This is a genomic window from Thioalkalivibrio sp. AKL10, from assembly GCF_000381845.1.
Classification (GTDB): domain Bacteria; phylum Pseudomonadota; class Gammaproteobacteria; order Ectothiorhodospirales; family Ectothiorhodospiraceae; genus Thioalkalivibrio; species Thioalkalivibrio versutus.
Map to the genome: position 1 here is coordinate 23,132 of NZ_KB907142.1, position 25,342 is coordinate 48,473.

Here is a 25,342-nt window from a genome sequence, read left to right on the forward strand (position 1 = left end):
TCGCATGCCGGAGGCCGAAGCCGTCAGCACCTACGCCCTGATCGCCGGCTTCCTCGGCGGTCTCGGGCTGTTCCTGCTCGGCATGACGCTGCTGACCGACGGCCTGAAGACCGCCGGCGGCAAGGCCCTGCAGCATATTCTTGGCGTCTGGACGCGGACTCGCCCGCGCGCGCTCGCTTCCGGCATGGGCGTGACCGCGCTGGTCCAGTCCTCCAGCGCGGTCACCGTCGCCACCATCGGCTTCGCCAACGCGGGGCTTTTGACCCTCGGCCAGTCGGTCTGGGTGATCTTCGGCTCCAACGTCGGCACCACCATGACCGGCTGGCTGGTCGCCCTGATTGGCTTCAATATCCGGATCGAGGCCTTCGCCCTGCCGGCCATCGGCATCGGCGCCCTGCTCTACCTGTTCATGAAGGCCGCACGCCCGCGCTACCTGGGTCTGGCCCTGGCCGGTTTCGGCCTGCTGTTCTTCGGGATCGACGTGCTGCGCGAGGCCTTCGAGGGCCTGAGCGCGACCTTCGACCTCTCCGCCCTGGCGCGACCGGGCTTTGTCGGGCTGTTGATCATGGTCGGCATCGGTGCGCTGCTGACCGTGCTGATGCAGAGCTCGTCCGCGTCAATGGCGATGGCCCTGACCGCCGCGATGAGCGGCGCGGTACCGCTGGAAGCCGCGGCCGCCGCAGTGATCGGCGCCAACCTCGGCACCACGGTGAAGGCCCTGCTGGTGGTCATCGGTGCCACCCCGAACGCCAAACGCGTGGCCGCCGCGCACGTGATGTTCAACGGCCTGACCGCGCTCGTTGCGCTGCTGATCCTGCCGTGGTTCCTGGCCGCGATCGCCTGGATCTGGGGCAGCACCGGCGAGGCCCCGGCCCCGGCAGTTCTGCTGGCGCTGTTCCACACCGCCTTTAACCTGCTGGGCGTGGCGCTGATGGTTCCGGTCGCCCCGCCGATGATCCGCTTTCTGCAGACGCGCTTCCGTACCCGGGAGGAAGATATCGCCCAGCCGCGCTTTCTCGACAAGCACAGCGGGGGCGTCCCCGATCTGGCGCTGCAGTCGTTGTTACAGGAAACCGAGCGCCTGGCCGACATCAGCCACTCCATGGCGCGCGAGGCCCTGCGCCCGGACCCGCCGGCCGCGGGCACCCTGGACGCACGGCGCGCCGCCGTGGAACAGCTGACCACTGCCATCAGCGATTTCGCCGCCCGCACGGCCAACCACCCGATGCCCGAGGCGGTCGGGCACGGCATCGCCGAGGCGGTACGTATCGCGCGCTATCATCGCGAGACTGCGGTGCTGGCCGACCAGATCGCCGAGCTTCGCCGCCACTCGACCGGCGAGGAGCGCCCGATCGTCAGCGAACAGCGCCGCGCCTGGCAGGAGCAAGCGATCCGCGCCCTCGATCTCGCCAACCTGGAAAGCGAGAACGGCAGAGACCTGGCGGCCGCCGAGGCCGTAAGCACGGTGGAGACGGCCTATGCCGAGCTGAAGGCAGCCCTGTTGCGCGAAGGCACCTTCGGCTCGCTGAGCATGACCGAGATGGAACGCCAACTCCGCATCATCAGTATGGCCCGACGCCTGGTCACCCAGGCCGACAAGGCTCGCCGCCACACCGAGGCCCTGGAGGACCAGATCCAGGGGCTGCGCAAGACGCTGGAACCGGAGAACGCATGATCGACGGCGAAACCCTGCAGGACGCCATCGCGAACCACCGGGCCGAGGCCCTGACGTTCGACGGGCTGGAATACGCCCGGCTGCTGGAGCCGGTAAATCACTACCCGCGCGGTTCCGTGGTGCTTCCGGATGGCTCGGTGGTCCCCGGCTACCCGGCCATCGGGCGCATCCAGTCGCTGGAGGCCGGGCTGCCGCGCCAGTTCGATCAGCCGTTCTGGGCGGAGGAGAAGATCGACGGCTTCAACGTGCGCATCCTGCGCTGGGAAGGCCGGGTCGTCGCCTTCAGCCGGGGCGGGTTTGTCTGTGCATTCAGTACCGACCGGGTGCCGGATTTCGTGGACCTCGCGGTATTCGAGGCGGAACCCGATCTGGTGCTCTGCACGGAAATCGCCGGGCCAGACACGCCCTATCTTGAGGGCTCCACCCCGCGCGTCGCGGACGACGTCGGCTTGTTCGTGTTCGACCTGATGCGGCTCGGCCAGCCGGGCTTTGTGCCGCAGGACGAAAAGTTTGCACTGATGGAGCGGCATGACCTGCCACCGGCGCCGCTGCATGGACGGTTCACGCCCGCAGACACCGAGGCCCTGGGCCGCCTGATCCGGCAACTGGATGCCGACGGTGCCGAGGGCCTGGTACTGAAGACCGCGGATGGCGAGCACCGCGCCAAGTACGTGGCCGGCGGCTCCTGTATCAACGATATCCGCGTGTGTTCCGAACAGCTGCTGGACCTGCCGCCGGAGTATTTCACCAACCGTCTGACCCGCCTGGCCATCTTCCTCGCCGAACACCCGCCCGCGGAGCGCGTCGCCGTGGAACGCGAACTGGGCGCGGCCCTACTGTCCGGGCTGGCGACCGCGGTGGACAAGAGCCGGCGCGAGGGACGCGTCGGCCACACCTACCGCTGTCGCTTCCGCGAGCGTGCCGGGGCCCAGCGCTTCATCGATCACATGCAGGCCACCGGCGGGCGCCATGTGCGCTTCCTGCCGGACACGCCGCGCCAGGAGGCGAACGGCTACTGGCTGCTGGAGTTCGAGCGCCTGTTCGACCGGATCACCGGCACCCTGGCCTCGGCCCTGGCCGGTGACCGGCAGTACGACTGAACCCGGGAAGCGCTCAGAGCTCGCGCGAGTGGCCGCCGGACTCGGCCAGGTTCTCCATCACCCGACGCAGGTAGTCGGCGGTGACCAGCTTGATGCCCATACGGTTGCCCAGCTTGCGCATGCCCTCGTCGGCACTGGCCAGCTCGGCGTCCAGCTCCATCGCCAGCAGCACGGCATCGACGTCTTCGCGCGAATCCACCAGCCCCTTGCGCATCGCCTCGCGGAAACGCTCGCGCAGCTGGGTGATCAGCTCGGGCTTGAGCGATTCGGCCGCCCCCGCCTGGCGGGTGTGCTCCTCCGCAATGCGCAGGCCGCGGTCAATCCGCGTACGCACCTCGTCGATGAATTCGTAGAGGATGTCGCTCGGCAGCATCAGGGCGAAGCGCCGCGGCGAACGCACCCAGACCACGGTCTCGAAATCGGCCGCCATGGCCTCGAGGTCGCGCATGCCGCGAAACTCCTCGTACACCGACAACGGCATGTAGAACTCGGCGGGGCAATGGCGTGCCAGGGTGAGGAAGGTCCGCAGGATGTCTTCGGCATCCTCGCCGAACTGCCCGGCCACATGCGGGTTGGTAAAGACACTGGTATCCAGCACGAATCGGCGCATCACGACCTCCTGTCGGCTCCCTTCATCATCGGCAGGGGCCAGCGGCCCGTCAACCGGCGCGGATCCCCCGTCCGCGAGGACGGGTATGGCATAATCGGCGCGTCATTTCCCAGCCGGACATGGATTGCCCTTGGCCACCCGAGCGGAAGTCGAAAAGTTTCTGGAACGCCTGCGCGAGGACCTCGAACGTCACCAGATCGAGATCCCGACCCTGCCCGATGTCTCGGTGCAGGCATTGTTCATCACCCAGGACGAGTCCAGCTCCATTGTTGACCTGGTCAATCTGATCTCGCGCGACACGGCCCTGGCCTCGCGCCTGGTGCGGCACGCCAACAGCCCGGCCTATCGTGGACTCACGCGCTGCGCGACCATTCGCTCCGCCGTCACGCGCCTGGGGATGGAACGCGCCCGCCAGACCATCATTGCGCTGTCGATGAAGGAGGTCTTCCAGAGCGGGAACGAGATGATCCGCGTACGCATGGAAGAACTGTGGAACCACAGCCTGGAGGTGGCGATCATCAGCTATCTGCTGGCCCGCCGACACCCGCACCTGGACCCCGATACCGCGCTGCTCGCCGGGTTGGTGCACGACATCGGCATGATCCCGATCCTGCGCCGCGCGGAGAAGACACCCGAGATCTACGAGGACCCGCGCGCCCTGCAGGCCGCGGCCGACGCCGCGCATGTCCCCATCGGCCGCGCGATGCTGAAAAACTGGAATTTCGAGCCGGAGATCATCCGCGCAGTGGCCGATCACGAGAACCTCAAGCGCGAGCCGGAGGATGGCGAACCGGTCAACTACAGCGACATCCTGCAGGCGGCCAACATCGAGAGTCACAACGCCACGCGGCATCGCCTGGCCTCCATCGACCGCAACGCGGTTGCCGCCATCCGCCGCCTGGCCGCCAAGCCCGGCACAACCCAGCTCAACTGGGAAGACGACGCGATCGGTCTGGAACACGTAAACCAGATGATTGAGTGAACCCCACGCAGCGGGGGCGGTCTTCTCCTTACTTCCCAGGAAGGACGTCCGCATGCCCGCCATTCTCCAGCTCGTCTACGCCTCGCGCGCCACGTTTCGCGAAAACACGTCCAACCAGGGCATCGAGCCCGAAGTCAGTCGCATCCTGATGCAGTCGCGCCAGAACAACCCGCGCAGCGGGATTGTCGGCGCGCTCTACTATGGCGACGGGCACTTCTTCCAGTGCCTGGAGGGCGACCCGGATGCGGTGCGCGAAACCGTCGACCGCATCCGCCGTGATCGTCGCCACGAAGAGGTCCGGGTACTGCGCGAGCAGTCACTGGATACCCCGGGATTCGGCGAATGGTCGATGAAATACGTCCCGGCGGCCGTGGACGTTCGCCAACTACTGCAACGCTTCGGCCAACGCCGGTTCGACCCCTTCGCCTTCGACAACGACCGCATCGACGCGATGCTGGACCTCCTGCGCCACGGGCGAGATACCGCGCACGCCGAACCCGAGCGACCGGCGCCGGCCCGTCCCCAAGACGCCGCCCGTCGCACCAATCGCCTGTTGTTCGGCGTTGGGCTGGTCGCAGTCGCGATTCTGGCCGGCGTGATCGGGGCGGCCGCCTACCTGCTGCTGGCCACCTAGGGAAACACTTCGCGAGCGCATGTCGCTCGCGACATGCGCGCATTCGCAACCCACGCCGGTGGCGCCCTTCGCCCGGCCTTCATGCACCCCGCGCGCATACGCCCTCGGGATTGGCGCACGCACCCCACCTGTTGCCAAAGCCCCCGGTCCACCTCACCACCGGCTCCCGACGCTCGAATACTCAATCCGCAAGCGCCATCTCCATGGTGCTTCACGCCCCCTCCTCCCTCCCGGGTACGTCCAGGTCCTGTCGTCCGACCCGCCACGCCGGGGCACCTTGACTCATCGCTTTTTTGGAACCGCCAATCCCTTCACATTTTCAACACTCAGCGATCACAAAGAACGCGAACGGCCCCCGTCAGTGTGCCAGCGAACAGACCCGTTAACGCCCTGAGCCTATTTTGAACCCTCATCCTGAATCCGCTGCAACGTGGCGATTCAGTCCCTTCCCGGCAATGTCGCTAGGAAGGACAGGTTTTGATGAAGCCGTTAAAACGGAAATTTTTCCAAGCCGGGATATCCGTTTCGAAGGAGATTCACATGAACAAGCTACATTCATTTGCCTTTTACGCTTTGGTCACCCCAGCCATCACCCTCGGCGCAGGTTCTGTGCTGGCACAGCAGTACGATGAGCGGGACGTTGAGCGCGACGCGCAGAGCACCCAGAGTGAACAGGGCCAGCGCGCCGGGCAGTCTGACTCGAAAAGTGCAGAAGATTACCGTGCCACCCGCGACGAGGCCCGCATGCAGAGCCGCGGCTATATGGACTCTTCACCGGCCAACAGCATGCACGCGAGCGAGCTGATCGGCACTGATGTTAAAACCACGAGCGATGAAGATCTCGGTTCGGTCGATGACCTGATCATTGACGAGAACGGCCAGATCGTCGCTATTGTGATCGGTGTTGGCGGATTCCTGGGCATGGGCGAGAAAGACGTCGCCATTGGCTGGGGTCACGTGACCACCTCCGGCACTGCGGATGATCGGGAACTTCGCGTCGACGTTACCCGTGAAGAGCTGCGCTCTGCGCCGGAGTTCGAACGCCGCGATTGATCGCAAGCACAACCCGGATCTGGTGGGATAACTAGACGGCAGGGGCGAAAGCCCCTGCTTTTTTTATGCCTGGACTCCACACCTCCAGTACCGCATACCTCCACGCGATAGTGTTCGCCCTATCGATTTCCGCCCGGCCGCGTTCTACTCGTCCTGTACTACACGGCCGAAAATGCTGCTGCCCTGCGTACTGCCTCGATATCGTCCTGCAATGACATGGCCTGTTCGGAACGGGCCAGTGCCATGCGTGAATGCCTATTGGCGGCCGCGACCATCGCCTGGTCATCGGTCTCGGCCAACGCACGAAAAGCCTTCTGCAGTCGGATCGCAACTTCCACGAAACCGGCACCGTCACGAGCCAGAGCCGTAAATGCGTCGTCGAACAAGTCGTCGATCTCCAAGCTCGGCACGAATACCCGGTCATAGGTGATTTCCGCCACCCGGTCCTTCTCCAGCGGTGACACCCAAAGTGTAAACAGTCGGACCATTGAGCCGATTACATTGATCGCGGTCCCCGGATCATTGGTGCCAGGCGACAGCGCCTTGTCGGAGATCTCCGACAAGGCGACAAGCGCGAACCGCGGGTCATCATCAAACGCACGGTTGGGACAAATCTTGAAGGCGACAGCAAAGGCCTCCGGGTCGAACGCCTCGCACCCTTCAATGCGAAGAAGAGGACGGCGCGCGCTGACGAACGTACCCGGCAGAGCCGTCACCAAAACGCGGCAGTTGGCATCTTCAGCGACCGACTGCAACGTCTCCAGATCAATATGCTGGACATAACCAACCGTTGGCGAGAAGACCGGGGCCCCAAGGTCCCTGGTCGGATTCATGGGGCCTGCCAAAGCGCCCAGCGTGGGCGCATGACGACGCCGATCGAGTGCATCCGTGGCCGCCTCTTCCACTTTCTCAATGGTGTTGACCACGCGCCCCAGTCGGGCAATTCGGTCGACCCAGCGCACGAAGGTGACGATGACAATCACAAACACCAGAAGGGTCAGCGAAAAAATCGAAAACAGGCCGGCGTGGCCAAATATCTCGTTTTGAACGGATATTAGAGAAACAATACTAAAGATGAAGGCCCCGATGAACGCCGACAATGCGTTCTGGGTGACATCATCGGAAATCACGAGCGGGATGGATCGGGGGGTCGCACTGACACTGGCCGACGCATAAGCGGCGACCATGGCGCCTACTGCAAAGGTTGCAATAACCAGCATGCTGGACGCCATGATGGTCAACAAGGATTCGACAGAGTCCAGCTGGATGCGGGGCAATACCTTGGCAAGCCCCGTGCCGTCAGCGAGCCGGGCAACGAACGTACCGCCCACGGCAAGCACGCTAAGGCCCAGTGGCCTGACCCATAAACGATCTTTGAGCCGACTGAAAAAGACGCGCAGCCGGTCGGTCGTCAACCGGCGTAACTGGGGCATGATTTCGCTCTCCGACCGCGAGGGAAACACGGGTTTTCGATGACACGGTTACGTTGTATCGGGTCTGCGGCGGAGCCCCCACAACCAGGCGAGGCCCCACCCCGCTTTGGCGAGGCACGGTAACGTCTTCGGAAGACCGCGTAGTCGCGAGATCGCCGAAGGTTGGGTTGCATCACTTCGCGGGTGGATCGCTGTCGCGGGAGAAATGACGATGAGCGGTGAGCGCGTCGATGAATGTTGATGCGCCCTCGGTCACGCCGCCAGCGTCCGCCAACAGGATGCCCGGATCTTCTTGCATGGCCGGGCCAATGCCCGCCATTTCCAGAAGCTCGCGGCCAGCCCCCAAGGCGAGGATCGTCTTGCAGTGCCTGAACTGGTCCTTGATGAACTCCATGGTGTGCCCGTTGGCTGCGAGCGTCTGGACCGCATCGCTCCCATCGGGCAGCACCAATGCATCGAACAGGACGGCCGGAGAATTCTCCATGGACTTGTTGGCTTCGATCTTTTCGCCGGAATCGCCGACGAACGTGCCCACTCGTGAACCCACAAAATGCACGATGCCACCCGCGTCCGTCAGCGCGCCATGAAGATCGACGAGCGAGGCATGGTGGACGCCCTCCTCGACCAGTACCGCAATCTGGCGTGTGCGGATTCCGGTTTCGCCGGGCCGCGCCATCAGCGACAACGCTGGCGACTCGGTGATCTCCGGCGGTTCCGGATCGGTGACGGCCTTCGGCATGGCATCCGGTACCTCCATGCCCAAGCCAGTGGCGACCTCTGCCGCCAGTTCCCGTGAAACATTCACCAGCGAGGACACCATCCGTTCGCGGATCGCGCGGACATCGACCTTGCTCAGCTCGAAGCGGAATGCGGCTGCAATGTGCGCCTTCTCGACGTCGGTCTGACTCTCGAAGAACAACGTGGCTTGCGCATAGTGCTCGGAAAACTTCTCCGGCTTGCCACGGACCTTGTCCTCCGCATGGGCATCCGGGAACGACACGAAGCCGGCGGTCCCGGCCTGAAACGGGCAGCCACCCGCCAGTGAGTTCGGCTCGTAGGCCACGCGCCCGCGATGCACCGCCTGGCGGTGCATGCCATCGCGCTGGTTGTTCTGCACTGGAGCAAGCGGCGAATTGATCGGGATCTCGTGGAAATTGGGCCCCCCGAGTCGCGTGATCTGCGTATCCGCATAGGAATGGATACGACCGGCGAGCAACGGATCATTGGAGAAGTCGATACCGGGGACGACATGCGCCGTGCAGAACGCGACCTGCTCGGTTTCCGCGAAGAAGTTGTCCGGGTTGCGGTTGAGCACCATGCGCCCCACGGGCGTCAGCGGGACCAGCTCTTCCGGCACGATCTTCGTGGAGTCGAGCACGTCGAAGCTGAAGCCGTCGGCCTGTTCCTCGGTGAAGATCTGCACACCCAGTTCCCATTCCGGGAATTCGCCCGATTCAATGGCCTCCCACAAGTCACGCCGATGAAAATCGGCGTCGGCGCCCGCGATCTTCACGGCTTCGTCCCAGACCAGCGAGTGCGTTCCCTGGAGCGGCGTCCAGTGGAACTTGCAGAACACGGACTCGCCCTGCTCGTTGACCAGGCGAAAGGTGTGCACGCCAAAGCCCTGCATCATCCGGTAGCTGCGCGGTATCGCGCGATCCGACATGGCCCACATCAGCATGTGAGTGGACTCCGGCGACAGCGAGACGAAGTCCCAGAACGTGTCATGCGCGGACCCCGCTTGAGGCATGCCATGATGCGGTTCCGGCTTGAGGGCGTGGACCAGATCGGGAAACTTCATCGCGTCCTGAATAAAGAACACCGGGATGTTGTTACCCACCAGGTCCCAGTTGCCTTCGTCGGTATAGAACTTCACCGCGAAGCCACGGGCGTCGCGCGCAGTGTCCTTCGAACCGCGCTCACCCGCCACCGTGGAGAATCGCGCGAACACCGGCGTGATCTTGCCCTTCTCGGCGAACGGCGCCGCGCGGGTGTACTGGGTCAGCCCGTCGTAGGCTTCGAAATATCCGTGCGCCCCGGAGCCGCGTGCATGGACGATCCGCTCCGGGATACGTTCGTGATCGAAATGGGTGATCTTTTCCCGCAGGATGAAATCTTCGAGTAACGAGGGCCCGCGCAGCCCCGCTTTCAAGGTGTTCTGATTGTCGCCAATCCGAACACCTTGGTTGGTGGTCAACGGTTGATCGCTGGGATCGACCCGGACCCGGTCGAGCGGGGCGACCGTCGCGTTCGTTCCGAGCCGAGCCGGCCCGCCGGTTTTCGACGTACCGGGTTCCTCGGTCATCGTGCTCGCAGTCAACGCACTGGACCCTGGCTCCGTAGTAGGACCGGCCGGCGGCGCCACCGCGTTGTCGTGACCGTGGTCTTGCTCCTTGATGGTGTTGTAGGGCATCGCGGCGACGAAATCGTCGCTGGCTGCGGCTTGCTCCGCAACGATGTCGTTGGTTCTGAGCGCGGCTGGGGCCGATTTACCGCCTTTGCCTGACGGCTGTGATGAACGACCCGTTTTTTTCTTAGCCATGATTCTTCTCCAGGGCGTCGGGGGATGGACGCACCCTGGCATCGATACCACGGGGGACAGGAACGCTCTGTGCGGCAACAAACGCAGTGGCAAGAAATACCCGGAGACGTCGACGGAGGCGCAACTGGATCACTGGTCGAGCAGGTTTTCTCCCTTTTCCGGCATGGGCGCGAGCGCGGCCTGGTTGCGAATGACCTCGCCTTCCGGGCGGGTCTCGGCCTCGGACACGGTCATGGCTGCCGCCGATTCTTCCGCGGGACCGTCGGCAATCGGTTCCACGTATTGACGTTGTTCGGCCTGAATCGTCATGCCGGCCTCCATCAGCGCGCGCTTGGTGAGCCGAATGAGCGCCGAGCGCAACTGCTGGCCATTGGTTTTTCGTGAATCAAACCAGAATGACAGCTTGATCAGCACGGCCGCGTTGCGAATCTCCTCGGCGACAACCCATGGCTCGGGGTTCTCCAGGACCGCCGGGTGACCCGCAAGCACGGCCAGGCCAATCGCCTGGGTGTCGGTGATGGAGTCGTTGAGACCGATCATCACGCCGAACTCCATGCGGTCATTGGGGTTGGCCGAGAAGTTGGTGATGTCGCTCTTGTAGATGGTCGCGTTGGGTACCTGCACGTGGTTGCCGTCCAGCGTCATCAGCACGGTGGCCCGAATCGTCATGCTTTGCACGAACCCGCGGGTTTTCCCGACCTCGATCAGATCACCGGTCCGGAAGGGGTTCTGTGCGCTCAGAAAGATGCTCGCCAGAAAGTTCTCGGTAATGTCGCGAAAGGCGATACCCAGCGCGATGCCGGCAAGCCCCGTACCACCCAGAACGGCCAGCGCGACGTTGGTCAACCCGGCTACGTGGAACACGCTGTACAAGCCGGCGACGAACACCAGGACACCCCCGCCCCGGGCGACCACGTCCTTCAGCAGATTGTTCCGTTTACTGGTCTTTGTGGTCCAGCGCAGCAACCGCGTGACGAGCACGCCCAGGGACCAGGCCAGCGCGAGGAGCAACAGACTGAAAAGCACGTAAGGCAGGCTTCTCAGCACCGTTCTGCCGAGCTCGTTCAAGCCACTGAGCGCCGGACTCAGATCCCAGATCGACGGCTCGATCAACTCGAGGTGATTGACCACCGCGACCACGTCCTGGGTGCTGCGTGCCAGATCGCCGGCCCACTGGCGGTGGTTCTGACGACGGGCCTGGCCATACAGGAATGCCACCCCTTCATCGACCGCGACCGCCGGCTGCTCGTACCAGCCCGTTGCAACCAGAATCCGCTCCAGCCGGGTCGCGATGGCCTCGTCGGACGCTTCCGGCACAATGCCGACACTCGCCGGGGCCTCCAGCCGTTCCTCCGACTCCAGGGGCGTCAGGACGAGCGGTGGCTCGGCCGCGATCACCCATCCCGGCAGGGCCATGCCTATAACAGCCAGGACAACGGCAATCCGCATCATCCCGAGACAGTAGCCACCCGACCCGGAACCGTTCCGTGCGGTACCGAACCCAGCCTGTTATTCCCCGGATTTCTCGGGAGCATGCATCAGCGGCTTGAGATAGCGCAGCGTCAAAAACGTCGCGATGCTGATGAGGATCGCGATCTCGAAACGGTGCGCGGCGACTGCCAGGCCGATCGCGCCCGTTGCCCAAAGGCTGGCAGCCGTGGCCGTACCTTCCACGCTACCACCGCTTTTGAGAATCGCTCCGCCACCGATGAATCCAATGCCGGTGATCAGGCCCTGCATGATCCGGGCCTGAGCGTCGGGCGACTCCAGTACCGAGAAGCCGATCAGCGCGTAGCCACAGGCGGCAACGGCGACCAACGGGAACGTCCGCAGTCCAATGGCGCGATCGCGAACTTCCCGGTCCCAGGCACTCGGGATCGCGAGCAGATAGGCCAACACAAGATCGCGCAGGTGACGGAGCATGAGGGACCCATCGAACTCCGGTATCAGCCATTCGAGCATGACGGCGGATTTCTGCGCACAACTTGAAAATCGATCGGCTTGAAGGAGAAATTATTCGACTGCCCGGCGGAACATGCGGACATCGCCACCACGAGGGGCATCTCGGCTCGCAAGCGAACGAAATCCCCGGCTTTGCTGAGCGGAGGAAGAACGCCGAACTCCCCCGTTGTGGCATCGATCGACACATGCATGAACGCATTGAATGCGATGGGAATGCGATCGACACCGATGTCGTAAGGGGCCAGCGCCGCCGCCAGATTGCCCTCGCAGCCCGGACGACCCTCGTGCTCCCCGTATATGATCCTGAAGGTGTCTTTCGAACAAGGTGTCAAAGTGAAGTCATGTCGACCGCAGGTATCCTCCATGATGGTGAACATTGGCCGGCTACGGTTCGAGTAGAGTACGTCGCCCGTCGTCAGCCAAAGTCGTGAGGCATAGTCAAGAGAGCGCCCTGAAGACAGATACTCCCCATGATCCGGATTCCCGAATGCGACCACATCGCTGACCTGCTGGCCTTCGGGATCGATCACCACCAGTTCGTCTCCAGGGCCAAGCTCGACCGCCTGCGCGGAGCAGGGAGATATTCTCACGGTCGGCACGTCCGTGTTCACGGCTTCTCCTTGAAATGGAATAGGCATTTCCAGTTGGCTTCAACCTCACGGCCACTGTACTGCCTGGCCTCACTCACTTCTCCAAAATCCGCCAGATTGGGATTCTGGGATCCTTGCAAGGCGATATCGCGTGCTCGAGTGGCCACTTGCATCTTCTCGAAACGTCCGTCCTTTCTTAGCTTCTCGAACTGGCGGTGGGAATTGAGCACCAATACCGGGTTGGAAAACCGCCGGGCGAGGCGCGAAGCGTTCGCGTGAAGCCCAATGGCAAAGAACGGATGCCCTGCTATGCTCAGGCGGGTTCTACCCCGTTAAAGCGGACACTTACGAGAAGGCCCATACTGGGCCGAAGGAGTGTTCATGTCGAAACGTAAACGTTACACCCCGGAATACAAGCGGGAAGCGGTGGAGTTGGTTCGTCGATCGGGCACAAGCTGCCGGCAGATTGCCTTGGAGCTGGGTATCAGTCCGACCCTGCTGACCCGCTGGGTTCGGGAGGCGGAGGCCGGGGCCAGCAAGGCCTTTTCCGGTACCGGGACGCCAAGGGATGAGGAGGTCGCGCGTCTGAGGCGCGATCTGGCCCGGGTGACCAAGGAACGGGATTTTTTAAGAGACGCGGCCGCGTACTTTGCCAAGGGATCATCACCCGGTACGAGATGATTCAGCGCTGCCGCAACGAGTACCCGGTTCGCCTGATGTGTCGGTGTCTGAAGGTGTCGCCGAGCGGTTTTTATGCTTGGGACGGTCGCGCGCCCAGTGCGCGCGACCAGGATAACCGCCGGGTGCTCGGTCGGATCCGGGCGATTCATGCCGACAGTGGCGGTTCACTCGGCGCACCCCGGATCCATGAAGATCTAGTGGCCGAAGGCGAGACCGCCAGTCTTAACCGCGTGGCGCGACTGATGGCAGCGGATGCGATCCAAGGCTGGCCCCGGAGAAAGCGTCGAGGCTTTCGACGACCCAACGAACGCCCCGCCGGGGTTCCCAACCGTCTCGAACGGGACTTCTCGGCCTCGGAGCCTGAAACCAAATGGGTGACGGACATCACCGAGATCACCACACAGGAGGGCAAGCTTTTCCTCTGCGTTGTGCTCGACCTGTTCAGCAAGGTGGTGATGGGGTGGTCGATGCATCACCGCCAGGATCGCCGGATGGTCATCCGTGCGGTCGAGATGGCAGTCTGGCAGCGCCAGGGCGACGGGGCCGTGATCCTGCATTCAGATCGTGGGTGCCAATTTACGAGCGGTGACTATCAGCGCTTCCTGAGGCGGAATACGCTGCTGTGCAGCATGAGCAGCGTTGGCCACTGCGGTGACAATGCGGCTTGCGAGGGCTTCTTCGGCGTCCTAAAGCGCGAACGCGTACACCATCGGCGCTACCGGACACGAGACGAAGCACGGGCCGATCTGTTTGGCTACATTGAGCGGTTCCACAATCCAAGGATGCGGCGCCGCATCGCCATTCAGGATCTGAAGTTTTCAGCCCTTTCCAAACCGTCCGCCGAAACGGGGTAGAACCCGGCTGAACAGCGGGCTGTCACTATCGCTGTTGACATCGTCGGCGGGAGGATTGCCCGCCAGAATGTCCAGCTTGTGGATTCGCCACAACTGCGCCCACATCAAGGACTCGAAACGAAGCTCGCTCATATCGCCTGGGCCACTGAACAGGGCGACATAAGAGTGCACGATGTCCTCGTTGCAAGCACTTGCTTCGATCATGGCAACGAATCGAGAAAGGCCATCCAGGATCGCCCGGTCATTGCCGGGATCCCCTAGAGCGCCGAACTCATGAGTCTCGATCGAGCCACGGGCCAAAGCGGACTTGGCGCCCACACAGGGATATGTAGCCTCGGCGAGCAACGCCAGAAAGCGCCCGCCCAGGTCCGGAACGGGCTGCAGGCCCACTTCGTTAGTACCAGGATCTCCAGGGTGTTTCATCCGCTTTTCGACAGGTCACCATTGGCCAACGGCGATCGGTGCTGGCCGGTAACCTCAGTGGCTCTTCCGCTTTCCAAGCGTGCTGTCCAGGGAACGCCTCATCTTGCGTGCGGCACCGTCGACCGCCTGCCCCACGGTCGCGGCTTCATCGGTCACGGCTACGGGCTGGAGACCTTCGACCCTGACTTCCAGCAGACAGCGTATGTCGGCGTTGCCGGATTTCTTGTCACTGTTCTCGTCGCTGAGGTGAACCTCCACGCGCGTCACCTGATCCGCAAAGCGCTCCAGGACGTTTCTGATGGTGGCTTCGGTCTGCTCCGGTTGTGCACCGGACTGGTCGATGTTGTCATCCGTGTTGATCTGAATCTGCATGTCACTTGCCTCAGTAGCGGTAGATTGCGGCGATTCCCGTACCGGTCGGCATCCGTTCCTTCGGCACCACGACCACCTCGCCGCCCATCTTGAGCACCAGGGCTCCCAGGTCATCGAGCACGTCGTCCGTTTCGGGGTGGGAGAGATCGTCGAACTCAAGCTCGCCGGTCGTCGCATCGACCCGACCGGGGATTTCCCGGCGCGCTTCGATCAGCAGGGTCGCCACGCGCCCGCCCACGGCGGCCCGGGCCACCTCGGCCAGGTCGTCGGAACCAAGGCCCTTCGGCTGGTTACTGCCGAAGGCATCCACCAGCCCGGCCAGGCGCTCAAGGTAGCGAGGTTCAATGGTTTGCCAGACCCGCTCGCGAAAGTCGTCGCTCGACGCAAGCGCATCCGGATGCACGTCCAGGCTCTCGGAAATCAGGAAAGGGTTGTGGCTGAGCGCGTGAAACATGTGGTGGTGCTCCGGCAGGGCGGCGAGTAGCAGCGGCAGGCCGGAGGGCTTGGAATGGTGTTCAAGGACCGCGCGATCGACTGCGCGGAAGAATCGCTCCGCGTCATCGTCCAGTTCGGCTTTCCTGCCGCCATGGCCATGGTGCATGGGAGCCTGGCCGCCGCCGCTGCCGCCATAGGCCGACACCGTCTGGCGGGAATCGGTGAGTTCGTCACCGAGCGCCTCGGTGATCGTCTGCGGCACGCCATCGGCAGGCGTGATCTCGTCCAGGGCGTCACGGTTGCCCTCGAACACCTTCATCTCGTGCCGGCTCAAGGCGAGCACCTGATAGCGATCCGCCGATTGCAGGATGCGCAGCAAGGGCTTGGTGTGGAAGCTGTCCGCCACAACCGCCAATTCGGGGACCGGGCGCTGGAGCTTGTAGACCCGAAACCGATTCCTGTCGCGCAACACGGCCAGGCCGTCGAAGGTGCAGTTCCAGAACTCGCGATCGTCCGCGAGGGCCAGCAAGGGTTCGAGCAAGGGCTGGATCTCGTCGCTCGCAAACTTTTGTCGCAGCGAGTCATCCAGCGCTTTCACCAGATTCTTGAAGCGTATTGGATCCTGCTCATTGTCCGGGTGGTCCCGATGAGTCGGTTGATAAAGCGAAAGGCACGGCGGGTCACAGTCATCCCAGAGGCCCGCCGCGGCGTCCTGGTCGACACGGTTCACTGACATTCCGGATCTCTCCAACAAGGCACACCATCCGTATAGCACGCCGGCACGTCCATTTATGTGCGGCGTCGCGCTTAGCCCCGCACGGCCGATGGCACAAGCGCACCCCGGTTCCAGCTCATGCCGACATGGCTGCCCCGGGCTTCTGCTCGCGGGTCCAGATGATCAGAGTGCTGCGCCACTCGGTGTGGCAACGCACCGACACAACGGTCCCGCCCGGTGACTCTACGGAGCACATCCGCCCGAACTGATTCGTCAGGAATCGCCGAGGGGCCTCTACACGCCAATCGGTCACCACTTGGAGGTGACAGCATGGGGGAGACGAACCGCGGCCGGCCCCGGCCCCGCTGGGCCACCCTCCGCCTGGGCGAAATCACGGTGGCGATGGGCATGGCGATGGCGGCCGGTCTGGGCGTGGGCCTGGCGGCGTTGGCCGTGGACACCGCATGGCTGTGGCCTCCACCCGTCGAGCTCGGCACTGTGGGTAGCGCACGGGTCCTGCTGGGGTCAGTGACCGGGGGCCTGATCACGGTCGCGGTGTTCGGCCTCTGGATGCGCACCGTCGTGGTTGGCCTGATGGCCGCGCACTTCTCGCCCCGGACGCTGCTGACCTTTCTGGACGACCGCTTCCAGCGGAATCTGCTCGCATTCATGTCGGCAGGCGTCGTGGCCGTGCTGGTCATCCTGGTAAGGATGCCCTCCGACGAACAGGCGGCCGCGCCCATTGTGAGTACGGTGCTGGCGGTGATCATCGCACTGGCCGCGATGGCCGGCGTACTGCTGGCGATCCAGCACGCCACGCGCAGTCTGTCGCTGTCGGAGCTGGTCAGCCATCTCGCCGATAACGCCCTCAAGGTACTCGATCGCCACCCCGGGGCACGGCTCGAGATCACCGGGGTGCCGCCGCCCACGTCCGCAGCGCAGACGGTCCTGGCCCCGGGCACCGGCTGGGTTACCGCCATCGACATCGACCGGATGCGCAAGGCGCTGCCGGCCGGCGGGGTCGTACATCTCCGTTGCCGCGTTGGCGAGTTTGTCACCCCCCGCTGCACGGTCGCGCTCGTCTCCCCCGCCGATGCCAACCTCGACAGCGTGGCCGAAGCGATCAGCCTTGCCCGCACCCGCAGCGCTGACATGGACCTCGCGTTCGCCGTGAGCCAGCTGGTCGACGTCGGGACGTTCGCGTTGCAGGCACACGCGGACACGGCGACCGCCCACGAGGTGCTGGTCCACCTCGAAGCCGTCCTCGTGGAGATCGTCGAGCGTGGGCTGCCGCGGCTGCACGACAAAGACCAGGACGGCCGTTGTATCTACGACGAGTTCGGCTGGGACCCTGCCGACCTCGTGCAGTTATGCGCGGAACGACTGCGGGAGCCCGCCGCCCGCGACCCGGAAACGGCCCGGCACCTGATGCACATGCTCGATCGGGTCCGCGAGGCCGCCGAGGAACGCGAGGCGTTCGCGGTCCTCTCGGAGGTCCGACGCCAGGTGGAGATGGTGCTGGCTCTGGCAGACGCCAACGGAATGCTGGCTCGCGACCGTCAGCGGCTTGAGCGGGAGGCCGAGGCTTTTGTCGAAGGTCACTGACGGGGCTCCGAGCGACGTCTTGTGGGATAGCAGATCATGCAATCGACACCCCCGCAAGCGACCCCGAAGAGGGCCATGACCGGGCCGCAACGCTGCTGGCGCATCCCCCCTGTGGCGAAGCCCACGACGTCGGCGTCAGGGATACGCTGATTAACAGGCGAGCGCGGGACATCATCCAAAATAAAACTCATCAGAATCCGCGGCGCATGATAACAATTGCAAACCAGTTCACACTTCTTGGGAAGTTAGCTCGCATTCCTGACATGGCTCCAAAAACACCAATATCCCAACCCACACGAACGGCCCTGCCAAGCCCTTCTGTTATTATTACCAACCCAATCCATGAATACCCCAATGCGCCTCGCTGAATTTATCAGGAAAGAAATGGAGCCGATTCTTCAGGACTGGGAAGAATTTGCCGGAACCCTTCTTCATGCCAGCAAGATGGGGACGAGCGGACTGCGTGACCACGCCAGGGACATGCTGCTGACCATTGCCGACGACCTCGAGTCCCACCAGAGCGAGTTGCAACAGGCCGACAAATCGAAAGGCTGCGAACCGAAGACGGGGGACGAGTCCTGGGCAGAAGTCCACGGCGGTGATCGACAGACCAGCGGCTTCAGCGTCATTGAGACCGTTTCCGAATTTCGCGCCCTGCGCGCGAGCGTGGTCTCACACTGGACGAAAGATTACCCAACGATCGCTGGCCAACAGCTTGAGGATCTCACCCGGTTTCATGAAGCGATAGACCAGGCCGTCGCCGAATCGCTGGAACAATATGCGACCGTCAAGGAGATGGAAACCCGACTGTTCGGGGCCATTCTGGTCGCGTCGCCAGATCCGATTCATGTGCTGGACCCCGAGGGGCGATTTGTTTACGCAAACAAGGCCACCGCCGATCTTTTCGCTCTCGCGCCCGAGGCGATCATCGGAAAGTCCGGCTTTGACCTCGGCTTCCCGTTCGCCCCCGCCTTCCAGCACAGCATCGACAAAGTCGTTGCTGACCAGTGCACGCAACGAGGAAAATTCGTCCACATGTTTCCCTCTGGTCAGGGTGACCGGTTCGAGTATGTGCTTGCGCCCGTACTCGACGAACATCGCAACACCGAAGCAATTGTCTGCACCTCTCGGGATATTACAAAACAAGCCGTCGCCGAGGAAAAAATATGGCATCACGCCAATCATGACCTGTTGACTGGGCTTCCGAATCGACGTCTTTTTCTTGATCGCCTGGAACAGGGCGTCAACCATGCGAAACGCAGCGGCCAGTCCCTTGCGGTCCTCTTCATGGACCTTGATGGCTTCAAGGAGATCAACGACTCGTTTGGGCATGAAGCGGGTGACCGCTTACTTTCGGAGGTCGCCGAGCGCCTCACGCATTGCATCCGGCAGGAGGATACGGTTAGCCGCCTGGGCGGCGACGAATTTACCGTTCTGGTGACGGGCGTCAAACAGCTCAAGGATGTCGAGCGTGTGGCCAGAACCATTACTCGGGAACTCGCCAGGGCCATCGACATCGGGCAAACCTCTGTCCACATCTCCGCGAGCATTGGCATCTCGTTCTACCCCAAGGACGCGACCTCTCCGGTCTCTCTGCTGGAAGCGGCCGACAAGGCCATGTATCAAGCCAAAAAGAGCGGTTCGCGCTGGATGTCTGCCTAGGTAAACACTGCTCACGAACGTCACTCGCTTCCAACGACCGGGCGGATGGCATCCGCACCGCCGGGATGAACCATCCCCGGCACGCTACGTGCGGTTTCGCACGGACGCGCGTCCACAAGCGTCGCATCATCCGACTCGCGCCGTTGGCATGGTTGGTGAGCTGACCACTTGAGCTCGGTCACCCCGCGCGTCGTGGACCGACCATGAAAGTGCTCCCCCCTGGCGTTTTTGGCCCAGCCAGGGAGCCACTTCGCAATGCCTGGCCGCTACACCCGATTGGAGTACCTCCGCGATGTCCCTGGCTGGGAGCCGACGATCGATGTTCTGGGTTATTGGCATCACCGCGCTCGCCACCACCCTGACGCTGGTCCTGTTGCAAAACTTCTCCACATCCGGGGAGGTGGTCGATCGCAAGATCGAACATCGCTACGCGGTCTCCGACCCGCAGTTTCGACGCGAGATGTCCGTCATGCTGGGCCCCGCCATCGTGCGTGGCAATAAAGTGACCGCGCTGCAAAACGGCAACGAGATTTTCCCGGCAATGTTGCTGGCGATTCGCTCGGCACAAACCTCCATCACCTTCGAGACGTTCATCTACTGGTCAGGCGAGATTGGAGCAGAGTTCTCGCAAGCCCTTTCCGAGCGTGCGCGCGCGGGCGTGCAGGTGAGCGTCATCATCGACTGGGTCGGTAGCGCCAAGGTGGATCAGTCGCTGCTGGATTCCATGCAGGCCGCCGGGGTGCAGCTGCATCGCTATCGGCCTTTGCGCTGGTACAACCTCGGACGCATGAACAACCGCACCCATCGCAAGCTTCTGGTGGTCGACGGTCGCATTGGCTTTACCGGAGGGGTGGGCATCGCGGACCAGTGGACCGGCGACGGAGGGGACCCCGAGCAATGGCGTGATACGCACTTTCGGGTCGAAGGGCCCGTAGTGGCGCAGTTGCAGGCAGCCTTCAACGATAACTGGATCAAAAGCACCGGCGAGGTGCGAAACGGCCCGAGCTACTTTCCGGCCCTGCAGGAGGAGGGCGAGATCGACGCGCACGTGTTTATCGCTTCGCCCTCCGGCGGCAGCGAGAGCATGCATCTAATGTACCTGCTTGCCATCGCAGCGGCCGAGGCGACAATCGACCTGGCCGCGTCGTATTTTGTGCCCGACACGCTGTTGGTCGACGCCTTGGTGGCTGCGCGCGGTCGCGACGTCCGCGTCCGTATCCTGTTACCCGGACCACACATCGACGCGCTTACCGTCAAAATCGCCTCCAAGGCCGACTGGGGCGAGCTGCTGCGCGCGGGGGTCGAGATCCACGTCTATCAGCCCACCATGCTGCATACCAAACTCCTGGTCATCGATACCGAGTTTGTCTCGGTCGGATCGACCAATTTCGACATGCGATCGCTTCGGCTCAATGACGAAGCAAGTCTGAACATCTACAACGGCGCATTCGCCAGGGAGATGACGGACGTCTTCGAGACAGACCTGCTGGCCGCAGAGCCGTATTCCCTTGAGCGCTGGAATACGCGCCCGCTGCGGGAAAAGCTCTCCGAGAAGGTCCTGCTACCGATCAAGTCCCAGCTCTGATCCGGCGATGCCTCCACGCGGCATGCAGGCATCTCCATCGGAACCCGCCTCGCTCGTGCGGAAGCCCTCGCAGGCCCCCTGCGCGCCACGCCCTCCCCCCGCTCATGATCCCACTTCGCCTCCAGCATCCCTGCACGCGGGCTCTTGATCCCGCGGTCTTCCAGGGCCTCTGTATATGTTGGGCAGCGCACAGACCCACCCCCGGGCTTGCCCTAGTTTGGAAGCTTCAAGCTGCCTCTACTGACCGCGTGGAAGAGGCCGACAACGAGCGCTACCACCACCTGGAGATCATCTGATGAACAAGGATCAAAGCAAAGGTCATGGGAAAGAAGCCAAAGGGAAGCTAAAGGAAGTTGCTGGCAAGGCGACCGGCGACAAGAGCACCGAGGTCAAGGGTAAGGCCGAGAAGCATGCCGGCAAGGCTCAAGCCAAGTACGGGGACCTCAAGAGCGACGCCAAGAAGAAAACCGAATGATCGGCTCTGCACCCGGCTCGGAAAGTGGCCAAGAAACCTCCAACGACACACATGTCGGACCCACGCTAGTGAGCGCCAGCACCATAACCGGTGACGAGGTCTGCAACCTGCGGGAAGAGAAGCTCGGCAAGATCCTGGACGTGATGCTTGACATCAGCGAGGGCGAAATACGGTACGCGGTCCTGGCCTCAGGCGGTTTTCTAGGCATGGGTGACCGTTTATTCGCGATCCCGTGGAAGGCCTTGAAGCACGACAAGGAGCACAAGCGATTTTTGCTTGACGCCGATCCCGAGTGGTTGAAGAACGCACCAGGGTTTCCCAAGGATGAATGGCCCAACATGGCCGACGCCACCTGGCATTCAACCGTGGATTCCTACTACGCCAGGGATCACGCTGCAGGGTGATCGCGCGAGGTACCGGTGGAACCTTGTGGCCGGCTTAACCGTTTAGGCGCCCCCATGCATGGTGGACACTATTGACGGTTGCGGTTTCCAGCACTGCGACTTTTCCCGCACGCCATCATTGAATAACGACCCCTCATCCATTAGGACGATTAACCATGGCGACTAATGAAACTCTGGCACTGAACAAGATCCTGGCAGTTGTTTTGATTGTTGTGGGCCTGATCCTGCTGTTCTTTGCGTATCGCTCCTCCCAAAGTCTCGGCGACCAGGTGACCGAGGCCGTTACCGGCCGTTTCACGGACTCCACCATTTGGTTTCTGGTCCTGGGCGCGGCTTCCGCAGCGGCCGGTGTCGGGTTGTTCTTCTTCGGCAAATCGTCAAGGACCTGAGCCAGGCCCCCCACAATGCCCCACGACACGGAGGAATCCCTCGATGAAGGGGGCGGGAGGGCTGCTCAGGACCGCGCCGGGTTACGCCCGCATAAACGACTGTTCAACGCCGCCGAGCTTCGCTTGTTCCGCTATACGGCGGTCTTGCTGTCCCTGGTGGCGTTGACCGCGCTGATCGCGATTGTTGCGTGGTCTCTAGGCTGGATACTGAGCACGTTCTACAACCTCCTCCTGTCGCTCTCGATCGCAGGCATCCTGGCGCTGGTGCTTCATCCAGTAGTGAATTTTCTCGAGACCCGGCTTCGCTTGCCCAGATGGCTGGCCATCATGCTGCTGATGGCGATCTTCTTTCTTGGGGTCGGCGCCCTGTTGTTCTTTCTTGTCCCCACCCTGACCGCCCAGATCGTTCAGCTGGTAACCGCCTTGCCCGAGACCCTGGCGCGCTGGGAGGATCATTTTTCGTTTTACTTTCCGGAAATTAGCGCCATGATTTCGGAACGCCTGGAAGCCGGCAATGGGGGGGAGTCCGAGTCTTCTCTGGAAGTCACCGGAGAGACCGTTATGTCCTATTTGGGGATATTGGCGGGTATCAGCTTCGTTCCGCTGTTTCTCTTCTTCGCGCTGCTCTCGGGTGACTCGCTGCGGGGAAAGGCATCGGAACTGTTATCCATATTCCAAGGGCGCACTCAGCAGAAAATACTCTATTTCATGGATGTTTTCGTGGGATACATCACCGCCTTCTTCCAGGGCCAACTGATGATCGCCATGATCATGGGGGCCCTGTATGCGCTCAGCTTCACGCTGATCGGCCTGCAATACGGCGTGCTTGCCGGGCTCGTGCTGGGACTGCTGAATATCGTCCCCTTCCTGGGAACCCTGATCGGACTGTTGGTGATTCTGCCCCTGGCCTACCTTCAGCCGGATGGCGGCATTGAGCTATTGATGCTGACCGTACTCGCGTTCGCAGTGATACAACTGATCGAAAGCTGGTTGCTGACGCCGAAGATCATGTCCAACCGCTCTGGCCTGCACCCCGCACTTGTCATCATTTCCCTGTTCTTCTGGGGCACAGCCCTGAACGGGATTATCGGGATGGTACTCGCGATTCCTTTGACGGCGTTCTTTGTGGCCATCTGGGGTGAAATCAAGTCCAGCCTGAAACACGCGCTGAGTAGCCGGGAGGACGCACGACCATGAAGGAAACAGATCCCAGTCAGGACGAGGATGGCGGTCACGACCGCAGCCAGGACATCACGCAAATCCTGAAGACCCTGGCGGCGGACATCGCTCGCCTTCTTGCGGTAGAGGCGCGGCTGTTCGGACACACGGTGCTGATGATGATCGGGCTCACCGTGATGATTGCGCTTCTGTTGGTGGGCGGCTGGCTGTTTGCCGGGGCGAGTCTGGTGGTCGCCCTGGCCAGCCTGCAGGCCTTCAGCCTGACGGGCGCGCTGCTGACGGTAACGCTGGCACATCTGGTGCTGGCGGCGCTGGCCTTCTGGCGACTCCGGCACATCACCCGGGACCTCACGTTCCGTGAAAGCCGGGCGAGCGTTAACAGCTTGCTCGTCCAGGCGAGATCGCTCGTTGACGCTGCAGAGCAGCAACCCCCGGAAGCAGAACCGCAGCGCCCCGACAAATAAGTCGCGGTCAGCGAAGCGGCGAGCCGATCAGACTGGAGGCAATCCGCCAGGCTTTCATCTGGCCTGCCAGGATTCCATAGGCATATTTGATGCCGGGCATATCCAGGCGACCGGCCAACAAGCCACACCCAAAGGCAATAGCCAGCACAGCAGGCCGGCGGGCCAGGGCCCGTGCCCGGTGCAGCAAGCGGTCGATCCGCCAGCGAACAAGGCCGGCACCGTGATCAATTCGGCCGCGCAAGTGCGCGGCCTCCTGCCTTAACTGGTGGCCACGGAACACGATCAACGGCGCCGTAAAGCAGCCACCAAGGTCCCCGCCGCGAATGCGAGACCCAGGGAAAGCAAAGGATTTTCCCGCACGAAGCCACTAACCGATTGCAGGGCCTCTTCGGAGTGCTCCTTGACCTTCGCCCCGGCCTCCTTGGCTTTCTCCTCCGCGCTCGCCGCCCCATGGCGGATCCGTTCTTCGGCCTTGCCGGCGCCCCTGGCGGCCTGGTCTACAGTCTCGTGAGCGCGCTCCGAGATGCGATCGGTGGTGGCGTGTTCGCTACTGCCTGGTGTATTCATGGCTATTTCCCGTTGCTGTGGTGGGACAAAGGTGGATGCCGATCAGCATCCACCGACAAGCAACGGAAAGTTTCTCGGAAATGGCTCCACCCGTCTGCGCGGTAGCGAACAAAAGCACAAAAGCTACCACCCTCACGGACCGGCACACTCAGCCACCTAGGGAGACGCTAATTGAATCGCACGTTCGCGCTCGAGTCGCTTTGGCGTGCGAACAAGGCGCGGTGACCGCCGTGCAGTCATTCTGCACAAGGGCGGCGCAGCGCCCTGCGCGCGCCCGCTTCTGATAAACAAGGGGCGGCCGAGCCCACTCTTTCAATCACTTGTCGGGTTGGTGCCCCCCGTTTCAATGAGAATGGCCGGATCCTGCGTTGCGCCCCGAAGAAATCCAAAACGGGCGGGTAGAACCACTACCCGCTGCACGACGCGCCTGGTCTCGGAAAACCTGGGGTACCAACGCAAGCGTGTACCTTAATCAGTGTTTCCCTAGCCATGTGGGCATCGGAATATAGACTTTGAGGACACGCCTACGAGGAAGACGCGACGCCCAGCTGCACCATTTGGACGTGTATTGACCGCCACTAGGGGGGGCCGGGTGCTGCCTGAGCAGTCACTGGTGGGCCTGGGATCCGACGAGTGGTCGATGAAATAGTCGCTGCAGCCATGGACGTTCGCTGCCTGCTGCAACGCTTCGGCCAGCGCCAGTTCGACCCCTTCGCCTTCGACAACGACCGCATCGACGCGATGCTGGACCTGCTGCGCCAGGGCCGCGATACCGCCCACGGCGTAGCTGCGAGCTCCACCGCTTCCAACCCGGGAGATGCCACCCCTGGCGCAAGCCGTGCCCTGCTCGGGGTCGGCCTGGTCACGGTGGCGATCGTGCTCGGCGTGACCGGAGCCGCGACCTACCTGCTCGTCACGTCGTAGAGACCTCGGGACATACCGGCAGCCCGG

Annotated in this window: 26 protein-coding genes and 1 pseudogene; 15 read left to right on the plus strand and 12 right to left on the minus strand. The window is 62.8% G+C overall.

What is annotated here, in order from left to right:
* Nucleotides 1–4 precede the first annotated feature (4 nt).
* Together G333_RS0100130 and G333_RS0100135 are read left to right on the plus strand one after the other, a co-directional pair.
* On the plus strand, nt 5–1,675 hold the full coding sequence (locus G333_RS0100130) for a Na/Pi cotransporter family protein (protein WP_019627352.1): 1,671 nt from the start codon (nt 5–7) through the stop codon (nt 1,673–1,675).
* Entirely contained in the window at nt 1,672–2,775 is a 1,104-nt protein-coding gene (locus G333_RS0100135) for an RNA ligase (protein WP_019627353.1), read from the plus strand. The genes G333_RS0100130 and G333_RS0100135 overlap by 4 nt, the downstream gene beginning before the upstream one ends.
* Before the next feature lie 13 nt (nt 2,776–2,788).
* Here G333_RS0100135 and G333_RS0100140 read toward each other — a convergent pair whose 3' ends face one another.
* Nucleotides 2,789–3,385: an RNA ligase partner protein gene (locus G333_RS0100140; RefSeq protein ID WP_018937979.1), complete on the minus strand. Its 597-nt coding sequence runs from the start codon at nt 3,383–3,385 to the stop codon at nt 2,789–2,791.
* Nucleotides 3,386–3,515: 130 nt separating this feature from the next.
* Between G333_RS0100140 and G333_RS0100145 the strand changes: the two genes are divergently transcribed.
* The 3 genes from G333_RS0100145 to G333_RS0100155 all read left to right on the plus strand — a co-directional run bounded on the left by G333_RS0100145 (nt 3,516) and on the right by G333_RS0100155 (nt 6,054).
* A complete protein-coding gene (locus G333_RS0100145) occupies nt 3,516–4,367 on the plus strand; it encodes an HDOD domain-containing protein (RefSeq protein ID WP_019562640.1) in 852 nt (283 codons plus the stop codon).
* Nucleotides 4,368–4,419: 52 nt separating this feature from the next.
* Complete coding sequence (locus tag G333_RS0100150; RefSeq protein ID WP_019627354.1) at nt 4,420–5,001, plus strand: BLUF domain-containing protein; 582 nt, start codon at nt 4,420–4,422, stop codon at nt 4,999–5,001.
* Between the two features lie 540 nt (nt 5,002–5,541).
* Nucleotides 5,542–6,054, plus strand: a complete 513-nt coding sequence (locus G333_RS0100155) for a PRC-barrel domain-containing protein (RefSeq protein ID WP_019627355.1) — start codon at nt 5,542–5,544, stop codon at nt 6,052–6,054.
* A 158-nt stretch (nt 6,055–6,212) separates the two neighbouring features.
* Here the strand turns inward: G333_RS0100155 and G333_RS0100160 are convergent, their stop codons facing one another.
* From G333_RS0100160 to gntA, 6 genes are all read right to left on the minus strand, one after another.
* Nucleotides 6,213–7,487, minus strand: coding sequence for a DUF2254 domain-containing protein (locus tag G333_RS0100160; RefSeq protein ID WP_019627356.1), 1,275 nt, complete (start codon nt 7,485–7,487; stop codon nt 6,213–6,215).
* Between the two features lie 172 nt (nt 7,488–7,659).
* A complete protein-coding gene (locus G333_RS0100165; RefSeq protein ID WP_231372995.1) occupies nt 7,660–10,122 on the minus strand; it encodes a catalase in 2,463 nt (820 codons plus the stop codon).
* A 36-nt stretch (nt 10,123–10,158) separates the two neighbouring features.
* Nucleotides 10,159–11,445: a mechanosensitive ion channel domain-containing protein gene (locus tag G333_RS0100170; RefSeq protein ID WP_019627358.1), complete on the minus strand. Its 1,287-nt coding sequence runs from the start codon at nt 11,443–11,445 to the stop codon at nt 10,159–10,161.
* Nucleotides 11,446–11,538: 93 nt separating this feature from the next.
* Entirely contained in the window at nt 11,539–11,991 is a 453-nt protein-coding gene (locus G333_RS0100175) for an MgtC/SapB family protein (RefSeq protein ID WP_018167956.1), read from the minus strand.
* Nucleotides 11,976–12,602: a DUF1989 domain-containing protein gene (locus G333_RS0100180; RefSeq protein ID WP_019627359.1), complete on the minus strand. Its 627-nt coding sequence runs from the start codon at nt 12,600–12,602 to the stop codon at nt 11,976–11,978. Before G333_RS0100180 ends, G333_RS0100175 begins: the two co-directional genes overlap by 16 nt.
* Nucleotides 12,599–12,898, minus strand: coding sequence for a guanitoxin biosynthesis heme-dependent pre-guanitoxin N-hydroxylase GntA (gntA, locus tag G333_RS14460; protein ID WP_369791817.1), 300 nt, complete (start codon nt 12,896–12,898; stop codon nt 12,599–12,601). The genes G333_RS0100180 and gntA overlap by 4 nt, the downstream gene beginning before the upstream one ends.
* Before the next feature lie 64 nt (nt 12,899–12,962).
* Between gntA and G333_RS0100190 the strand changes: the two genes are divergently transcribed.
* Nucleotides 12,963–14,116, plus strand: a protein-coding gene (locus tag G333_RS0100190) for an IS3 family transposase (protein WP_155986100.1) whose coding sequence is annotated in 2 segments (ribosomal slippage) — nt 12,963–13,212 and nt 13,212–14,116 — 1,155 coding nt in all. Because the reading frame shifts where the segments join, the coding sequence is not laid out codon by codon here.
* Here the strand turns inward: G333_RS0100190 and G333_RS14135 are convergent.
* The 3 genes from G333_RS14135 to G333_RS0100205 are packed head-to-tail and all read right to left on the minus strand — an operon-like array spanning nt 14,081 to nt 16,076.
* Entirely contained in the window at nt 14,081–14,539 is a 459-nt protein-coding gene (locus G333_RS14135) for a YqcI/YcgG family protein (protein ID WP_231372999.1), read from the minus strand. The genes G333_RS0100190 and G333_RS14135 overlap by 36 nt on opposite strands.
* A gap of 54 nt (nt 14,540–14,593) precedes the next feature.
* A complete protein-coding gene (locus G333_RS0100200; protein ID WP_019572027.1) occupies nt 14,594–14,911 on the minus strand; it encodes an HPF/RaiA family ribosome-associated protein in 318 nt (105 codons plus the stop codon).
* Between the two features lie 10 nt (nt 14,912–14,921).
* Nucleotides 14,922–16,076 (minus strand): hypothetical protein, encoded by a 1,155-nt coding sequence (locus tag G333_RS0100205; RefSeq protein WP_019627362.1) that lies wholly within the window; start codon nt 16,074–16,076, stop codon nt 14,922–14,924.
* 315 nt (nt 16,077–16,391) lie between these two features.
* Here G333_RS0100205 and G333_RS0100210 point away from each other — a divergent pair, with 315 nt between their 5' ends.
* The 8 genes from G333_RS0100210 to G333_RS0100245 all read left to right on the plus strand — a co-directional run bounded on the left by G333_RS0100210 (nt 16,392) and on the right by G333_RS0100245 (nt 23,824).
* Nucleotides 16,392–17,666 (plus strand): DUF2254 family protein, encoded by a 1,275-nt coding sequence (locus G333_RS0100210; RefSeq protein ID WP_019627363.1) that lies wholly within the window; start codon nt 16,392–16,394, stop codon nt 17,664–17,666.
* 354 nt (nt 17,667–18,020) lie between these two features.
* Complete coding sequence (locus G333_RS0100215; RefSeq protein WP_019627364.1) at nt 18,021–19,328, plus strand: GGDEF domain-containing protein; 1,308 nt, start codon at nt 18,021–18,023, stop codon at nt 19,326–19,328.
* 319 nt (nt 19,329–19,647) lie between these two features.
* Nucleotides 19,648–20,913 carry a phosphatidylserine/phosphatidylglycerophosphate/cardiolipin synthase family protein gene (locus tag G333_RS0100220; RefSeq protein WP_019627365.1) on the plus strand — a complete coding sequence of 422 codons (1,266 nt, stop codon included), beginning with the start codon at nt 19,648–19,650 and terminating at the stop codon, nt 20,911–20,913.
* Between the two features lie 295 nt (nt 20,914–21,208).
* A complete protein-coding gene (locus tag G333_RS0100225) occupies nt 21,209–21,388 on the plus strand; it encodes a CsbD family protein (RefSeq protein ID WP_018176495.1) in 180 nt (59 codons plus the stop codon).
* Nucleotides 21,385–21,792, plus strand: a complete 408-nt coding sequence (locus G333_RS0100230; protein WP_026340848.1) for a PRC-barrel domain-containing protein — start codon at nt 21,385–21,387, stop codon at nt 21,790–21,792. Before G333_RS0100225 ends, G333_RS0100230 begins: the two co-directional genes overlap by 4 nt.
* A 155-nt stretch (nt 21,793–21,947) precedes the next feature.
* Complete coding sequence (locus tag G333_RS0100235; RefSeq protein ID WP_019568800.1) at nt 21,948–22,181, plus strand: DUF3185 family protein; 234 nt, start codon at nt 21,948–21,950, stop codon at nt 22,179–22,181.
* Nucleotides 22,182–22,196: 15 nt separating this feature from the next.
* The gene (locus tag G333_RS0100240) at nt 22,197–23,378 is read left to right on the plus strand and encodes an AI-2E family transporter (RefSeq protein ID WP_018176498.1); all 1,182 of its coding nucleotides are present in this window, start codon (nt 22,197–22,199) and stop codon (nt 23,376–23,378) included.
* Nucleotides 23,375–23,824, plus strand: coding sequence for a hypothetical protein (locus G333_RS0100245; protein ID WP_019627367.1), 450 nt, complete (start codon nt 23,375–23,377; stop codon nt 23,822–23,824). Before G333_RS0100240 ends, G333_RS0100245 begins: the two co-directional genes overlap by 4 nt.
* Nucleotides 23,825–23,831: 7 nt before the next feature.
* Here the strand turns inward: G333_RS0100245 and G333_RS0100250 are convergent, their stop codons facing one another.
* Nucleotides 23,832–24,065, minus strand: a complete 234-nt coding sequence (locus G333_RS0100250) for a hypothetical protein (protein ID WP_018650423.1) — start codon at nt 24,063–24,065, stop codon at nt 23,832–23,834.
* A 41-nt stretch (nt 24,066–24,106) separates the two neighbouring features.
* Nucleotides 24,107–24,391, minus strand: a complete 285-nt coding sequence (locus G333_RS0100255) for a YqjD family protein (protein ID WP_018146293.1) — start codon at nt 24,389–24,391, stop codon at nt 24,107–24,109.
* Between the two features lie 589 nt (nt 24,392–24,980).
* Between G333_RS0100255 and G333_RS14140 the strand changes: the two are divergent.
* A pseudogene (locus G333_RS14140) lies at nt 24,981–25,315 on the plus strand (blue light sensor protein); the annotation flags it as partial.
* Between the last annotated feature and the right edge of the window lie 27 nt (nt 25,316–25,342).

What these genes read in the sequence shown, in the direction of transcription:
- G333_RS0100160 (WP_019627356.1), bottom strand. Translation starts at nt 7,487, where the DNA reads ATGCCCCAGTTACGCCGGTTGACGACCGACCGGCTGCGCGTCTTTTTC.
- G333_RS0100220 (WP_019627365.1), top strand. Translation starts at nt 19,648, where the DNA reads ATGTTCTGGGTTATTGGCATCACCGCGCTCGCCACCACCCTGACGCTG.
- G333_RS0100245 (WP_019627367.1), top strand. Translation starts at nt 23,375, where the DNA reads ATGAAGGAAACAGATCCCAGTCAGGACGAGGATGGCGGTCACGACCGC.
- G333_RS0100140 (WP_018937979.1), bottom strand. Translation starts at nt 3,385, where the DNA reads ATGCGCCGATTCGTGCTGGATACCAGTGTCTTTACCAACCCGCATGTG.
- G333_RS0100135 (WP_019627353.1), top strand. Translation starts at nt 1,672, where the DNA reads ATGATCGACGGCGAAACCCTGCAGGACGCCATCGCGAACCACCGGGCC.
- G333_RS0100175 (WP_018167956.1), bottom strand. Translation starts at nt 11,991, where the DNA reads ATGCTCGAATGGCTGATACCGGAGTTCGATGGGTCCCTCATGCTCCGT.
- G333_RS0100170 (WP_019627358.1), bottom strand. Translation starts at nt 11,445, where the DNA reads ATGGCCCTGCCGGGATGGGTGATCGCGGCCGAGCCACCGCTCGTCCTG.
- G333_RS0100225 (WP_018176495.1), top strand. Translation starts at nt 21,209, where the DNA reads ATGAACAAGGATCAAAGCAAAGGTCATGGGAAAGAAGCCAAAGGGAAG.
- G333_RS14135 (WP_231372999.1), bottom strand. Translation starts at nt 14,539, where the DNA reads ATGAAACACCCTGGAGATCCTGGTACTAACGAAGTGGGCCTGCAGCCC.
- G333_RS0100240 (WP_018176498.1), top strand. Translation starts at nt 22,197, where the DNA reads ATGCCCCACGACACGGAGGAATCCCTCGATGAAGGGGGCGGGAGGGCT.
- G333_RS0100155 (WP_019627355.1), top strand. Translation starts at nt 5,542, where the DNA reads ATGAACAAGCTACATTCATTTGCCTTTTACGCTTTGGTCACCCCAGCC.
- G333_RS0100210 (WP_019627363.1), top strand. Translation starts at nt 16,392, where the DNA reads ATGGGGGAGACGAACCGCGGCCGGCCCCGGCCCCGCTGGGCCACCCTC.
- G333_RS0100150 (WP_019627354.1), top strand. Translation starts at nt 4,420, where the DNA reads ATGCCCGCCATTCTCCAGCTCGTCTACGCCTCGCGCGCCACGTTTCGC.
- G333_RS0100200 (WP_019572027.1), bottom strand. Translation starts at nt 14,911, where the DNA reads ATGCAGATTCAGATCAACACGGATGACAACATCGACCAGTCCGGTGCA.
- G333_RS0100235 (WP_019568800.1), top strand. Translation starts at nt 21,948, where the DNA reads ATGGCGACTAATGAAACTCTGGCACTGAACAAGATCCTGGCAGTTGTT.
- G333_RS0100130 (WP_019627352.1), top strand. Translation starts at nt 5, where the DNA reads ATGCCGGAGGCCGAAGCCGTCAGCACCTACGCCCTGATCGCCGGCTTC.
- G333_RS0100230 (WP_026340848.1), top strand. Translation starts at nt 21,385, where the DNA reads ATGATCGGCTCTGCACCCGGCTCGGAAAGTGGCCAAGAAACCTCCAAC.
- G333_RS0100255 (WP_018146293.1), bottom strand. Translation starts at nt 24,391, where the DNA reads ATGAATACACCAGGCAGTAGCGAACACGCCACCACCGATCGCATCTCG.
- G333_RS0100215 (WP_019627364.1), top strand. Translation starts at nt 18,021, where the DNA reads ATGCGCCTCGCTGAATTTATCAGGAAAGAAATGGAGCCGATTCTTCAG.